The organism is Companilactobacillus huachuanensis, assembly GCF_005404815.1.
In the GTDB taxonomy this organism is placed as follows: domain Bacteria; phylum Bacillota; class Bacilli; order Lactobacillales; family Lactobacillaceae; genus Companilactobacillus; species Companilactobacillus huachuanensis.
In genome coordinates, this window is sequence record NZ_BJDF01000002.1 from 169808 (window position 1) to 184299 (window position 14492).

The following is a 14492-nucleotide window of genomic DNA, read 5'->3' on the forward strand; positions in this document are numbered from 1 at the left end:
TTTAAGCTATACCTATTTTTCATTTTACCATATCAAAGGCAATTTAGAGAAAATATGCAAAAAAAATAGGAGCCTCCAACAAAGGAAGTTCCTAAAATTATTATTAACGACGTAGACCCAATGACTTGATTAGTTCATGGTAACGATTAATATCTTTTCCACGTAGGTAACCTAATAGATTACGACGGTGACCAATCTTCTTAAGTAGACCAACATATGAATGGTGATCTTTCTTGTTAACTTTCAAGTGATCGTTAAGTGCATTAATATCAGCAGTTAAAACCGCGATTTGTACTTCTGGAGAACCAGTGTCTCCATCTTTACGTGCATATTGTTTAATAATTTCGTTTTTCTTTGCTTTTGAAATAGCCATTTCAATTCACCTTTTCCTTATATATTTAGCCAAACTATGCTTGCGTTGGTGATTCGTCAAACAGAGCATGGTTAACACAACTAAATAATTTACTACATAATCGAAGATATTGCAAGACTTAAAGCTAAGGATCAACCTGTACAACGAGTGCAGTTTTTATATCTAACACACTGTGAGTCTGGAACATAACTATTATTGTCATTAAGCACATGAATCTGGAGATGGTCTATTTAACTTCCACTGCAGTTCTCATTTTGAAGTCTGACATTTACTTAATTGAGAATTCTTTAACTATAATTCTTAAAAGTGATTTCAAAAACATATAACTTGCAGTAATATAATATGGTTAGTATTCATATTCAATAGATTGATTTAATAGGTACCACGGTAATTTAATTACCATTAAACTATAGATACTGAAAAAAAATCGACATTTCATTGCATTGTGAAAATTAATTATGTATAATTCTATGTATTGAGTTTTAAGCTTACTAGGTAATCGGAGGTGAAATTAATGCCACAAATTAAATCAGCTATGAAACGTGTAAAGACTGCACAAAGCGCAGGCCTTCGCAATAATGCACAAAGAAGTTCAATGCGTTCAGCAATTAAGAACTTCGAAGCATCAGCTGCTAACAACGCTGACAACAAGGATGACTTGTTTAGATCAGCTGTTCGTGCAATTGATATGGCTAAGTCAAAAGGCCTAATCAAGGCTAACAAGGCTGCTCGTGATAAGTCAAGACTTGCAAAATTGAATTAATGATAAGCAGCCAATTGGTTGCTTTTTTATTTTGTCAAAATAAGAATATGTTTTAACTAAAGGTTGAAAGTTTTGGCAAGTATGCCGTTTCCAAGTCAGTATAATTTCTTATGAATTCGGATTTATAATTATATCAAAAAGAGTTGTATCACATTTAATTTTCTTAAAGTGTGATACAACTCTTTTTGGTTAACTAAAGGTTGAAAGGTGAAAAATTAATCTAACAATTGCTATTACAGGACTGAAGCTAATTTATTTAAATACTCAGAAATCTTCATTTTATTGTTCCGCCCATAAAAAAAACTAGTTGGAAGAGCTGAGAGTATTCATTTGCAGCGAAAGTGGCGTTATTGCTTCAGCAATTACACCACCGGGCGCGTTGAAGACTCGCGGGTTTTGCGAGGCTTCAACCGAGGTTCGAGACCGTTTTATGGCTCGGGCCGTTCCGCGCAGCAAATGAATACTCTCAGCTCTGGAAACGGCATACTTAACTAAACTTTCAACCTTTAGTTGGTTAATTTTAAAATTTAATGATTGAAACAAAATTTCAAAAAATAATTACCGGGATACTTTTATAATCAAAATTTAAGAAAGAAACTCTAATCAAATTACTGACCTTATTTATTATTGAAATTTGATAATATTTTACACTATCCTTCTATGCATATTTAGCGATAAAAAGATCAAAGAGTAGTTCTTTATCTCCTTGCCCCGATTTAATTTGATAATCTAAATTAACAATATCATCATACATAACTTGTAGTCTAGGCCGATTCAATGTTTTAGCCTGACGATGGGCATACTTAACCCGATATGGATTCAATCGTAAACTTTTGGCAATGGTCGACTCTGACAAGCCTCTTTCCGACAAAACCTTAACCTGAATCAGCAGTCTCAGTTGTGAAATGATAATTGCGACCAATAAAATCGGATCAATTTTTTGTAGTAAAAACTGATTGTAAAGCTCTTCAGCCTTATAGACATTCTTATTCAGAATTTCTGTCATCAGATCAAAAACATTATCTTCTAATGATTGTGGCACTAATTCTGAGACTGCTGCCTGATCGATTTGTTTCGAATTCAAAGCATACATCTTTAATTTTTCAAGTTGATTAGTAATCAGCGAATAATTACCTTTTGTTTTGTTGACCAATAATTCTAAGGCAGCTGGTTCAATCTGATAACCTGCATTTTTTAAATCACTATTGATGGTTCGATTTAATATTGGACCTTCCATTTGACCAGCATCAACGATTGTCGCTGATTTCTTTAGTTCTTTAACGATCTTCTTCCTGGAATCCAATTTATCGTAGGATGCAAAAATAACTAGAATCGTCGAAGGCGTAGGATTTTGAATATATCGTAATAATAAATCAGGATTCTGTTCGACTGTATTCTTAGTCCGCTCGCCTGTTAAAAAAAAGGGATGTTCTGCAAAAACTAACCGACGTTCACCAAAAAAAGGTGCAGAAATGGCCTCGTTGATCACATCTGCTAGCGATACTTCCTCCAAATCAAAATTAGAGAAATTCATCTCACGCTCTTCCGGTGACATTATTTCTTTAAACGACTTTTGAATATCCTTGATAAAAACTTGTTCTTTACCAGTAATCAGATAAACATTGTCTAAATTACCTTTTTTTAAATTATTTTTTAGTTCTATTATTTTCAAGCAAGTCACCCTTTAAGAAAGTTGTTATCTTTTCCTCATCATTATAGGAAAAATAATACCAATTAATCATACCATAATCAGCTGTATTAAAATATTGCACTCGATGCTTCTGTAACCGCTGCAATGTTTCCTGATTGGGATGACCATAGCGATTATTAACTCCGGCAGAAATAAATCCCAATTTAGGTTTAGTTTTCTCTAGCAAATCGTTACTAGTGGCAGTTTTAGATCCATGATGCCCAAGTTTCAAATAATCAATCTGAAAATTCTTATCATTTAAAATTGACTTCTCACCAGCACTATCAAGATCCCCTGGAAAAAGCCATTTTTTATTCTTGATTTTGGCGAATAACGTTAAAGAATCACCATTTTCGCCAATGCCTTTTTTCTTAGGCCACAATACTTGCCACTTGATAACCCCGGTATCAACAATATCGCCTTGTCGTAAATTCTTAAATTTTATCTCTGGATGTTGCTTGATTGCCCGTTTAATACGGGGATTATCTTCTAATCCAATACCAAAATTAACTTCCTTCACTGGAAATTTATTTAACATTATATCCAAATTACCAATATGATCGACATCCTTGTGCGAAATAAATATTTTATCAATGTAGCTGATTCCCTGAGATTTCAAAAAAGGAATCGTACTATTCTCAACTTGATTACTGCTAGTTCTCTTGGCCCATGGTTTACTTGGAAAGCTCGATTTTCCTGCAACGTCGATTAAAAAGGTCTTTCGCTGCAACGGAGTCGTAACTAAAATGCTGTCCCCTTGACCAACATCTATCAGACTGACTGAACCGAACAAAGGAAACTTATTTAAAATAACACAACCAACAAATATAACCGTATATTGCCACAAGTATTTATTCCAAAATGTTTTGCTTTCGATATAAAACAGCACGATTACCACTAAAATAATTACAATTGCGATTGGAAATTTACCAGTAATAAATGTATTAGTAGGATTCATCGTTAACATCTCAAGAAAACTATAGAATTTTTCAAAAAAATAATTTGGAATCTGCCAAAATTTCCAATCGACCGTTAGTGAAGAAACCAATGTTACCGGCAAGATGATATAGGTAAATAGTGGAATGAACATTACATTTGCTAATAATGTCAACCAATTGAATTGAAACGTATAAAAACTAATCAGGGGCAGACTAACTAGATTCATTTTAAATACGGTCAGCAAAAAATTAGATTCTTTGTACAAATAAAGAATTGCAAAAGATAGCAAAAAGCTCAATTGACCTCCCATTTCAATTATTGCAAAGGGATAAATCATTAAACAGATCATCATTGTCAAACTAAAAACATCCAATTTACTCCACGAAACTTTAAACCTGCCTAATATGATTCCTACCATGGCTAAAACAATTGCACGCCAAATACCACTCTTAGAACCTACCAAAATTCCATAGCATGGCAGTAAAATCAGCATAATATCATTGATCCACTCAACTGGGATTCTAAGGTATGATGTAATTTTTTTGATGATCGTCAACAAAATTAATACGTGAAGCCCTGATAAACTGAACAGATGAATCACACCCAAGACGCTGAGTATTTTGAGGAAATTTTTATCTGGATTTGCCGTGTATCCAACGATAAGACTTTGAGCGTGAATCCTGAGCCACTTAGGTAAATGCGTCAAATGTTGAATAATATGTATTCGTAAAACATTTATTTTATCTAAAACTGTTTTTGCATGATATGTACTTACTTTTCCAATTTGATTCAATTCCACTGTATAGTGAATATTTTTATGATAAGCATATTTTTTAAAGTTAAATTCACCGATATTACGTGGTCCAGTAATTGCAGTCACTTTTTTAATTTTTACTGGTGCCTCGACAATATCAGTCTGCTGTTCCCAAGCAGCCTGTTCTTGCTTGGATTTCAATTTATAAACGAATCTGACCGTTTGCTCATCATTACGTAGTTGTCCGCTTAGCAGATCGCCATTAATCGAAAAGGTATCAGGTGAAAAAATTGCGTTCGAAAAATGTGGCATCATTGGTCGTAAACTTTGTTCTAATAACTGACAACGTATCAAAAATATCCCGGCAACTAACCCGACAACTATCAGTAAACGCCCATTCCTCAACCAAAAAATTCTCAATAAAACTATTACTAAAAAAAATACTAGCCAACTTGATTCAAAATAAATAGTTATCAATAGAATGACCACTATGGTGGGAAATATTAGTAATCCTTTCATCGATTAAACAGTCAATTGATCTTTCAAGGAGTCCAAACTTTTGTCACCAATACCTGAAACTTTTGTTAAATCGTGCAATTGTTTAAATTCACCATTTTTCTCCCGAAATGCAATAATTTTTTCAGCTTTTTTTGGTCCGATACCCGAAACACCCTTAAAGTCGTCAACTGTAGCTGTATTGATATTGACTACTTTCTTATCACCACTATTGTTTTCCCCACCATTTTTGGCTGCACTAGCACCTTTTTCACCCACTACTGGAACGTAAATCTGCATTTGATCAGTTAATTTTTTAGCCTGATTTAATTGCTTTACATCAGCATTAGAGCCCGCTCCACCAGCCATCTTCAGAGCATCTTGAACAATGGCACCATTTTGCAGTCGATAAACTCCAGGTGTCTTAACCGCCCCCTGAATATCGACCACGACAATTTTATTTTTAGTTACCTTGGGATTTTTTTCTTCTTTTTTTGACGCTGAGACCTTAGTTTCCGTTTTAAGATCATTTTTAACCATTGATGTTTTATGACCTTGAAGTACCAAATAACCTGTTCCTAAGGCAATTATTACCACTCCAAGTAAAACCAACATCTTATTACGTTTCAAATAATTCAAAATATTTTCCATCTCTATCACCTCAAAAAAAATTACGAAAAAAAACAGCCCTTATTTGGACTGTTTCGTTTTTTCTAGATAATTAATGGCATCATTCAAGTTTTTCACTGGAACAATTTTCATCTTGGTATGCAGTTTCTTAGCAGCACTGAGTGCCAAATGATAGTTATTTACATAGCCAGGTTCATATTTCTTAATTTCTTTAGTAACCGGATCGTCTGGAGCAAAGAAAATCGTAGCACCTTCCTCAGAAGCAGCATAGACCTTTTTCTCAATCCCGCCGATTGGTCCAACAGTTCCATCAGGAGCAATCGTTCCAGTACCAGCAATTGTCCGGCCAGCTTTCAAATCTTTATTGGCGACTTGCGAATAAACCTGCAGCGTAAACATTAAGCCCGCTGAAGGTCCTCCAATTTGCCCAGCATTAATTTTAGTTGGGGGATTTCCCTCAGCTTCAGTATCATCAGTTAAAGTGATTCCAAGGCCAAATCGTTTCGTATCGGCCAGTTTAACTAACTTACCCGAAGCAGTCTTTTTCTTGCCATCTCGTAAGAAACTTATTTTCACTGTCGAATGCTTATCTTGTTTTCGAACATACTTGATAAATTGATCAGCATTGGTGAAGTGATAACCATTGATAGAAGTGATTGTATCACCCATTTCCAGCTTCTTCTTGAAGTCAGAATTACTCATGATATCCATCACATATACGCCTAAATATTTCTTAGTAAATGGTTTGTCAGCCTTAGAATACGCCGCCTGCACAGCACTATTTTGGGCTGATTTCATATAAAACTGTTGAACTTTAAAATATTCTTGACTATTTTCATCGCCCATTAAATCTTTTTGCGAATAAATTGTTTCAAAATTATTTCCTAATGATTTTAACAAAGTAAACGGCGTCCCTTGAATAATCCCCACGGTCGTCAAAAGCAAATTCCCTTTTTTCTTATCGTGTTTGCCATCCACTTTGACAAATTGTGAGGTATCTTCTGCAGTTCCAGGCACTTCCAAATAATAACCCGTAGGGGTCAAGAAAAATGCTGCCACCACAATAATTATGAAGATTGCACTTAAAACTTTGTTTCTGGTTTTATTAAATTTCAAAATAGGCTAGTCCTTCCTATACTTCTCTATCAACGCCTGAGCCACTGCTGGAGGAACAAACCCTGAAATATCCCCGCCAAAACTAGCGACCTCCTTCATCATTGATGAAGATATCGTAGCATATCTATTATCTGCTAGCAGGAATATTGTTTCAATTTTTTTATCTAAAATTTTATTGATAGCCGAAATGCCCGACTCATACTTGAAATCGTCAGCAGTCCGCATTGAACGTACTAAAAAATTAGCTCCCAAATCCTGAGCCAACTTAACCGTCAATTCACCTTTTGAATTGACAATTTCAACATTTTCCAAATCTTTTATCTCTGCTTCAATAAAAGCTTTCTTTTCTTCATAAGTGAATAAATACTTTTTGGAAGTATTTGTCATTGGCGCCACGTACAATTTATCAAACAGTTTGGCAGACCGATGAATAATATCTAAATGACCATATGTAATTGGGTCAAAGCTTCCAACAAAGAGTCCAATTTTTTGAGACATGCTATCCTCCAAATTGATACAATGCAACCTTTGTATCTTTATAACGTTTTTCTTTAATTAAATCTATTCGACCAAAGTCATTCAAATCAATATCGTAATCCGTCTCATCAACAATAATGGCATCCGGATTCAAAAGATCCTGCTCAACCAAATCCTTGATTATTTGTTCAGTGATTTTCATTCGATATGGTGGATCTAAAAAAACTAAATCGAATTTCACACCGTCAGCTGCAAACTTCTGTAAAGCCTCTGTAGCTGCGGTCTTCATAACTACAAAACTTTCTTCAGCATGGGTCTTTTCAATGTTTTCTTTAATGGTATTGATAGCCTTATAGGCCTTGTCGACCAAATAAGCTTGTCCATACCCACGAGAGACAGCTTCAATGCCTAAACTACCTGTACCGGCAAATAAGTCCAAAGCAACCCCATCAACCATGTAAGGGGACAACATGCTAAAAACAGCCTCTTTAACTTTGGACGAAGTAGGACGAGTATTATCTGTTGGTACCGCCTTTAAATTTAAACCACGGAACTTTCCTGAAACAACTTTCATAAGACTAATCTTCCTCTTCAGTACTCTTGGATTTTAAAACAAAATGTTCATCAAGTTCTTTACGATGGCCCAAAGATACCCTCTTAACATAATTTTTTGAAGTTAATTCTTTTCTTATTTCCGGTAACTTACTTGAATTAACATAAATCATTACATATTTCATCTTAGGAGAAGTGTAGTAAATTGTGCCATAACGTTGCAATTTCTTTCTCCATTTTAATGAGTAGACCCAGACATAAAGTGCCTGGCGCTCTACTTTTTTATACATAGGATCACCCTTTTTTAATTTTTTCAAATTTAGCAGTTGCCTCAAGATTCAAGACCACTCCTAACGCTACTGACAAGATTAAGAGACTTGAGCCACCATAACTAATAAATGGCAGAGTAACACCAGTCAATGGAATCAAACCTAGCAGTCCCCCAACATTCAAAATGATTTGAATCAAAATCATCGTTGCCACACCATAATAAATCAATGAATTATAAGTCTTTTTTGATCTGAAACCTAAAGAAATCATTCGCATAATAATAATAAACAATAGACTTAAAATAAATGCTACACCGACAAAGCCCAATTCTTCACTAACAATCGACATAATAAAATCAGTATGTGGTTCAGGTAAATAGCCACGCTTTTGAATACTATTCCCTAACCCAACACCGAATACACCACCATTACTGATGGCGTAAAAAGAGTTGACCAATTGTGCTCCAGATTTTTGTTCCAATTGGAATGGATGTTGCATTGCTAAAAATCGTTGATAGGCATAATTATGCTTTACAAACATGGGAGGAAACTTGGTAATAATAACCACCATACCGGTAAAGACAACTAATAACACTCCACTCAATTCTGCAATGAGTCGCCCTGGAATAGTTGATGCCGACAGTAGAACTAGTGTAATCAATGACAGGATCAATGCCCCACCAATATCAGGTTGTAAGAAAACCATCACGATCATTACAATAACAATTATCAAAGGCTGCAATACTTCCAGAAATACTTCTTTCCAACCCTGCTTACTCAATAAACGATTTTGCTTATTGGTTAAGAATAACGCTAAATACATTATAAAAAATAATTTAGCTAATTCCAAAGGCTGAAAATTTATCAGTCCCAGATTAATCCAGGCCGACGCACCATTGATACGACTACTGGGAACAAATTTGGCTCGCAGCAATAAATAAAGCAATGAAATTCCTGTTACCAACATGACGATACTCAAGATTCGCTGACTTTTAAAAATCTTTTCTTTCAACATGAATGTCACATAACAAAGAAAGAGCCCCATGACGGCATACGTTGACTGTTTGATCAAGTACTGATCAGTTTTACCGCCAACCACTAATGCATTGTAAAAACTGGCGGAATAAACCATCACAATGCCAATGCCCAAAAGCAAGATGTATGGAATGACTATCCATAAGTCTATTTTCCTTAATTTTTTCACATTTTATCTCCTAAAATCTGATAATAAGATTATACCACCAAACAAATGGAGAAAAAAACTGACTCGATTGGTATTGAAATTTGCTGGTCTTCTGAACTGAAAATGATTAATTCGCGAATTAATCAATTAAAGTTTGAAACGTTTGAAAGACGAAACAATAATATAATTATTATTTTTACAGGCCTAGAGCTAATTTATATATATAACTGAAGGTTGAAAAGCGAGAAATTAATATAGGCGTTGTTATTACAGACCTAAAGTTAATTTATTTGCATAATTAGGAGTTTTCGCTTTATTATTCCTTTCATAAAAAAGTCAAACTAGTTGGAAGAGCTGAGAGTATTCATTTGCAGCGAAAGTGGCGTTATTGCTTCAGCAATTACACCACCGGGCGCGTTGAAGACTCGCGGGTTTTGCGAGGCTTCAACCGAGGCTTGAGACCGTTCCCCAGGCTCGAGCCGTTCCGCGCAGCAAATGCATACTCTCAGCTCTGGAAACGGCATACTTAACCTTATAAAATTAATTAAACCAAAGAAAAAAGAGGTTAGGACAATTGTCCCAAACCCCTTAAAATATTAATTATTTTGAATTCTTCTTTGATTTATCAAACTTCTTACGTTCGTTTGTGCTCAAAATCTTCTTACGTAATCTAACACTTTCAGGTGTTACTTCACAAAGTTCGTCTTCGTTTAAGAATTCGATTGATTGTTCTAGTGACATATCTTTAGGTGTCTTGATAGCGGCAGCATGATCTTTACCAGCGGCACGAGTATTTGTAAGGTTCTTACCTTTAGTAACAGTAACAGCGATGTCTTGATCACGGCTACTTTCACCAACAATCATACCCTCATAAACGTCAACAGCGGCACCGATAAATAATGTACCACGATCTTCAACTGATTGTAGTGAATATGTAGTTGATGGACCTTGGTTGATTGAAACCAAAGCACCAGTTCTTCTACCTGGGTTCCAGTTCTTAACAACTGGCTTGTATTCTGAGAATGTATGGTTCAAAATACCGTAACCACCAGTCATTGAAAGGAATTCTGTTGAATAACCGATCAATCCACGTGAAGGTGCTGAGAAAATAAGTCTTGTTTGACCATTTCCAGTACTTTCCATGTTAACCATGTCACCTTTTCTTTGAGACATTGAATCGATAACTGAACCAACGTATTCGTCAGGTGTATCGATAGTTACCTCTTCAAAAGGTTCGCACTTCTTGTTGTCGATATTCTTGTAGATAACTTCTGGACGTGATAGTTGTAATTCGAAACCTTCACGACGCATTTCTTCAACAAGGATTGACAAGTGAAGTTCACCACGACCTGAAACCATCCAAGCACCGGCTTGATCAGTATCTTCAACCTTCAATGAAACATCTGTATGTAGTTGCTTTCTTAAACGGTCTTCGATCTTTCTAGCAGTAACTTGTGTACCTTCACGACCAGCAAACGGAGAGTTGTTTTGTAAGAACATCATCTTCAATGTTGGTTCATCGATACGTAGCAATGGAAGTGCTTCTTGATGGTCAACTGGTGTAACAGTTTCACCAACGAAAATGTCTTCCATACCAGAAACAGCAATTAAGTCTCCGGCCTTAGCTTCGTCAATTTCAACACGGTTTAGACCCATGAAACCAAATAATTTAGTAACACGGAAATTCTTTGTTGAACCGTCAAGTTTCATAACGGTAACATTGTCACCAACTTTGATCTTTCCACGGAAAATACGTCCGATACCGATACGACCAAGGTAATCGTTGTAATCCAACAATGCAACTTGGAATTGTAGAGGTTCGTCTGAATTATCTATTGGAGCTGGAATAGTCTTCAAAATTGTGTCGAACAATGGGTTCATAGTATGTTCTTGATCGGCTGGATCATCTGAGTAACTTGAAGTACCGTTAATAGCTGAAGCGTAAATAACTGGGAAATCAAGTTGTGTATCATCAGCACCTAATTCGATAAATAGTTCAAGAACTTCGTCAACTACTTCTGCAGGACGAGCACCTGGTCTATCGATTTTGTTGATAACAACGATAGGTGTTAAATGTTGTTCCAAAGCTTTTTTCAAGACAAAACGTGTTTGAGGCATTGTACCTTCATATGCATCAACAACTAGAAGTACACCATCAACCATCTTCATGATACGTTCAACTTCACCACCGAAGTCAGCATGTCCTGGTGTATCCAAAATGTTGATTTTCTTACCTTGGTAATCAACAGCTGTATTCTTAGAAAGGATTGTGATACCACGTTCTCTTTCAATAGCATTTGAATCAAGGGCACGATCTTGAATTTCGTAGTGCTTTCCTAGTGTGTCTGATTGTTTTAACATTTCGTTAACTAATGTAGTCTTACCGTGGTCAACGTGAGCGATGATCGCAATGTTTCTAATATCTTCTCTTCTCTTAGTCAAGTTAGTTCTTCCTTCCGTAAATACGTGTTTAAATTACTTGCAATAAAAAAACTGTGAATGACTGTCACAGTTCACTAACGCGTTTTAAGTGTCATTAGTGCTTCAGAAACAACTTTCTGAGTACCAACTATTACGACTTGTGATTCTAACATATTTATTGGGGCACCGTCAATACTTACGACACTCATCCCTGCTGCCTCACACATAACGCGTCCAGCGGCTAAATCCCAAGGAGCTAAGTATGACATATACATGACTTCTTTGCCAGTCAGAAGGTGACCGAAAATAATTCCGGCACTTCCATAAACTCGAAAACCACTGCTCTTTTTAATGACATCTTGAACGGCAAATTTATTTGCCAAGGCCATTGGAGCGGATACATCAACTAAACCTTCTACCAAGGGAAGATTCTTTGGATTATCGATCTTTTGATTATTAACAAACAATCCAATTTCTTTACCACCGTGATAAATTTTATTATCCATAACGTCTATAATAGCACCATTTAATGGTTCACCGTCAATGTAAGCGCCAATCATAGATGCAAAATTATCTCCGCGCTTAACAAAATTCATTGTTCCATCGATTGGATCAACAAAGAAAACTAGCCCTGACATATCCTTAACAAGGTCGCCATAGCCTTCCTCACTGACAATTGTTGCATCTGGATAAGCTTTTTTTATTTCACTATTAACAAACTGTTCAGTCTTTTTATCAAAATTAGTTACCAAGTCGTTGCGATTTTTTTTCGTTGCGACTGACATCTTCTTGATTGAATCTTCGCGCAACTTCTCGCCAACTTGGTTGAGTAGTTTTACTAAAAAAGCATCAATTTCCTTGCTATCTACTTTCATTTCTAATCCTGACTTTCTCACTGTTTTTTGCTTGTTGGCACTGTTTGAAAACTTGATAGATCGAATAGCCTGATTCTAATTCAAATTCCTTGCCTAACCTCTTTTGTTCCATCTTCATTGGAACAACTTGTTGAAACGAACGATATTTCTGTAAAAATTCATCACGTTTAACACCGGATTCGTAAGCCTTTTCTACTGCATTGTATAGTGCAATCACAGTCACGATATCTGCCTGTGTCCAAGCTTCATCAAGTGGATAACTATAGTTATCTTGCATAGAATTTACTCCTTCTAGTTTCTTCTTAAAAACTGCTATTTCCAGTTTCAAGGGACATGCACCACCTCTGGAGACGACATATTTAATAAATAGCACAATGCGTTTTAAATTTCTATAATTAGTCAATCCAAAGAAACCTTGAGTCTACTATACAAAAAAAGCGATGTAATTGCATCGCTTTTTTGATTAATTAATTTATTTAGTATACGAAACGAAACTATTTCGGTTTCTAAATAAGCATAGCTTAAATATGTGTTGGGTATCCGATTAAAATATCGGCTGCCTCTTGAATTGGTTCACCTAATGTTGGATGTGGATGAATTGTTAATGCAATATCTTCCGCGTTCAATTGACAATTTACGGCAACACTCAATTCAGAAATCAAATCACTGGCACCTGGTCCAACAATTTGACCACCCAATAAGGTTCCAGTTTCCTTGTCAGCTACCAATTTAACGAATCCTTCAGCAGCATCTAATGAAACAGCACGTGCATTACCAGCAAATGGGAACTTGGCTACTTTAACATCAATATTCTTATCCTTAGCATCTTTTTCGGTTAAACCAACAGTTGCTAACTCAGGATCAGTAAAGCAGACGGCAGGAACGCTGATATAGTCGTTTGCTGTGTGTTTACCAGAAATTGCTCCAGCAACCGTCTTACCCTCAAAGAATGCCTTGTGAGCCAAAGCAGGACCTGGGGTAATATCACCAATCGCATAGATATGATCAACTGAAGTTTTACCTTGCTCATCAACTTCGACTAGACCACGATCAGTTGTCTTAACATTAGTCATTTCCAAACCAAAATTATCAGTGTTGGGACGACGACCAACAGTTACCATACAGAAATCAGCGTTTAGAGTAGTTGGTTTTCCATCAACTTCATAAGTAACATCAACAGAATCACCCTTATTCTCGCTCTTCTTAGCCATAGCATTAGTAATAATTGTTACGCCCTTTTTCTCAAGGTTCTTCTTAACGATTGAAACCATATCTTTTTCAAAATTAGGAATAATGCTTGGTGAGCCTTCCAAAATTGTTACATGTGAACCAAGGTCGGCATAAGCACCAGCTAATTCTGTTCCAACGTAACCACCACCGATAATGATGAATTCCTTAGGAACTTCTTTCAGGTTCAAGCCGCCGGTCGAATCAATTACACGATCAGCAAACTTGAATCCGCGAATTTCGATTGGACGACTACCAGTTGCCAAAATCAAATTCTTGAACTTGATAGTTTGACCACCACCGTTGTCCATGAATTGTCTTGGACCACTTGGCATAATACGAAGTTGCGTGTCGCTGTCCAAATATGCTTCACCATTGATCAATTCAACATGATGTTTTTTCAAAAGCATTTGCACACCGTTTGTCATTCTGGCAACAACTTTTTCATCTTTCCAAGCTTGAGTTTTCGTGAAATCAATTGTGGCATCACTAGTTGTAATTCCGTAAGTTTCTGAATCCTTAGCCTGTTGAAGTCTGTGACCAGCAGTAATCAAAGCTTTTGAAGGAACACAGCCAATATTTAAACAAACGCCACCAACGGTATCAGATTTTTCAATTACAGTTACATCTTGTCCCAATTCTGAAGCTCTGATTGCTGCAACGTAACCACCAGGGCCGGAACCAATAATAACGGTATCTTTTTCTATTACGTTTTCTGCCATTTTAAT

14 protein-coding genes are annotated in these 14492 nt (G+C 36.0%); 1 reads left to right on the forward strand and 13 read right to left on the reverse strand.

Translation table 11 applies throughout. The features are described 5' to 3' along the window. Positions 1–103: 103 nt before the first annotated feature. Positions 104–373, reverse strand: a complete 270-nt coding sequence (gene rpsO / locus FFM71_RS01900; protein WP_137610495.1) for a 30S ribosomal protein S15 — start codon at positions 371–373, stop codon at positions 104–106. 514 nt (positions 374–887) lie between these two features. Between rpsO and rpsT the strand changes: the two genes are divergently transcribed. Next, positions 888–1136 carry a 30S ribosomal protein S20 gene (rpsT, locus tag FFM71_RS01905; RefSeq protein ID WP_137610496.1) on the forward strand — a complete coding sequence of 83 codons (249 nt, stop codon included), beginning with the start codon at positions 888–890 and terminating at the stop codon, positions 1134–1136. A 658-nt stretch (positions 1137–1794) separates the two neighbouring features. On the opposite strand, the gene holA is transcribed toward rpsT, so the two are convergent. The 12 genes from holA to lpdA form a co-directional block, all read right to left on the reverse strand. Continuing rightward, the gene (holA, locus tag FFM71_RS01910; protein WP_137610497.1) at positions 1795–2808 is read right to left on the reverse strand and encodes a DNA polymerase III subunit delta; all 1014 of its coding nucleotides are present in this window, start codon (positions 2806–2808) and stop codon (positions 1795–1797) included. Then, complete coding sequence (locus FFM71_RS01915) at positions 2783–4924, reverse strand: DNA internalization-related competence protein ComEC/Rec2 (RefSeq protein ID WP_171000438.1); 2142 nt, start codon at positions 4922–4924, stop codon at positions 2783–2785. Before FFM71_RS01915 ends, holA begins: the two co-directional genes overlap by 26 nt. A 117-nt stretch (positions 4925–5041) precedes the next feature. Beyond that, entirely contained in the window at positions 5042–5665 is a 624-nt protein-coding gene (locus FFM71_RS01920; protein WP_137610499.1) for a helix-hairpin-helix domain-containing protein, read from the reverse strand. Positions 5666–5704: 39 nt separating this feature from the next. Next, a complete protein-coding gene (locus tag FFM71_RS01925) occupies positions 5705–6760 on the reverse strand; it encodes a SepM family pheromone-processing serine protease (protein ID WP_137610500.1) in 1056 nt (351 codons plus the stop codon). A gap of 6 nt (positions 6761–6766) precedes the next feature. After that, positions 6767–7258, reverse strand: a complete 492-nt coding sequence (gene coaD, locus FFM71_RS01930; protein WP_137610501.1) for a pantetheine-phosphate adenylyltransferase — start codon at positions 7256–7258, stop codon at positions 6767–6769. Position 7259: 1 nt separating this feature from the next. After that, positions 7260–7811 carry a 16S rRNA (guanine(966)-N(2))-methyltransferase RsmD gene (rsmD, locus tag FFM71_RS01935; protein WP_137610502.1) on the reverse strand — a complete coding sequence of 184 codons (552 nt, stop codon included), beginning with the start codon at positions 7809–7811 and terminating at the stop codon, positions 7260–7262. 4 nt (positions 7812–7815) lie between these two features. Beyond that, a complete protein-coding gene (locus FFM71_RS01940) occupies positions 7816–8079 on the reverse strand; it encodes a DUF2129 domain-containing protein (protein WP_137610503.1) in 264 nt (87 codons plus the stop codon). Positions 8080–8083: 4 nt separating this feature from the next. Then, a complete protein-coding gene (locus tag FFM71_RS01945) occupies positions 8084–9262 on the reverse strand; it encodes an FtsW/RodA/SpoVE family cell cycle protein (protein WP_137610504.1) in 1179 nt (392 codons plus the stop codon). A gap of 579 nt (positions 9263–9841) precedes the next feature. Next, positions 9842–11683: a translational GTPase TypA gene (gene typA / locus FFM71_RS01950; RefSeq protein ID WP_137610505.1), complete on the reverse strand. Its 1842-nt coding sequence runs from the start codon at positions 11681–11683 to the stop codon at positions 9842–9844. 74 nt (positions 11684–11757) lie between these two features. After that, positions 11758–12537, reverse strand: a complete 780-nt coding sequence (locus tag FFM71_RS01955) for an inositol monophosphatase family protein (RefSeq protein ID WP_137610506.1) — start codon at positions 12535–12537, stop codon at positions 11758–11760. Continuing rightward, positions 12524–12814 (reverse strand): UPF0223 family protein, encoded by a 291-nt coding sequence (locus FFM71_RS01960; RefSeq protein WP_137610507.1) that lies wholly within the window; start codon positions 12812–12814, stop codon positions 12524–12526. Before FFM71_RS01960 ends, FFM71_RS01955 begins: the two co-directional genes overlap by 14 nt. 244 nt (positions 12815–13058) lie before the next feature. Next, positions 13059–14486: a dihydrolipoyl dehydrogenase gene (gene lpdA / locus FFM71_RS01965; RefSeq protein ID WP_137610508.1), complete on the reverse strand. Its 1428-nt coding sequence runs from the start codon at positions 14484–14486 to the stop codon at positions 13059–13061. Between the last annotated feature and the right edge of the window lie 6 nt (positions 14487–14492).

Coding starts and splice junctions, on each gene's coding strand:
- rpsO (WP_137610495.1), bottom strand. CDS start 373: ATGGCTATTTCAAAAGCAAAGAAAAACGAAATTATTAAACAATATGCA.
- rpsT (WP_137610496.1), top strand. CDS start 888: ATGCCACAAATTAAATCAGCTATGAAACGTGTAAAGACTGCACAAAGC.
- FFM71_RS01920 (WP_137610499.1), bottom strand. CDS start 5,665: ATGGAAAATATTTTGAATTATTTGAAACGTAATAAGATGTTGGTTTTA.
- coaD (WP_137610501.1), bottom strand. CDS start 7,258: ATGTCTCAAAAAATTGGACTCTTTGTTGGAAGCTTTGACCCAATTACA.
- rsmD (WP_137610502.1), bottom strand. CDS start 7,811: ATGAAAGTTGTTTCAGGAAAGTTCCGTGGTTTAAATTTAAAGGCGGTA.
- FFM71_RS01940 (WP_137610503.1), bottom strand. CDS start 8,079: ATGTATAAAAAAGTAGAGCGCCAGGCACTTTATGTCTGGGTCTACTCA.
- FFM71_RS01955 (WP_137610506.1), bottom strand. CDS start 12,537: ATGAAAGTAGATAGCAAGGAAATTGATGCTTTTTTAGTAAAACTACTC.
- FFM71_RS01960 (WP_137610507.1), bottom strand. CDS start 12,814: ATGCAAGATAACTATAGTTATCCACTTGATGAAGCTTGGACACAGGCA.
- lpdA (WP_137610508.1), bottom strand. CDS start 14,486: ATGGCAGAAAACGTAATAGAAAAAGATACCGTTATTATTGGTTCCGGC.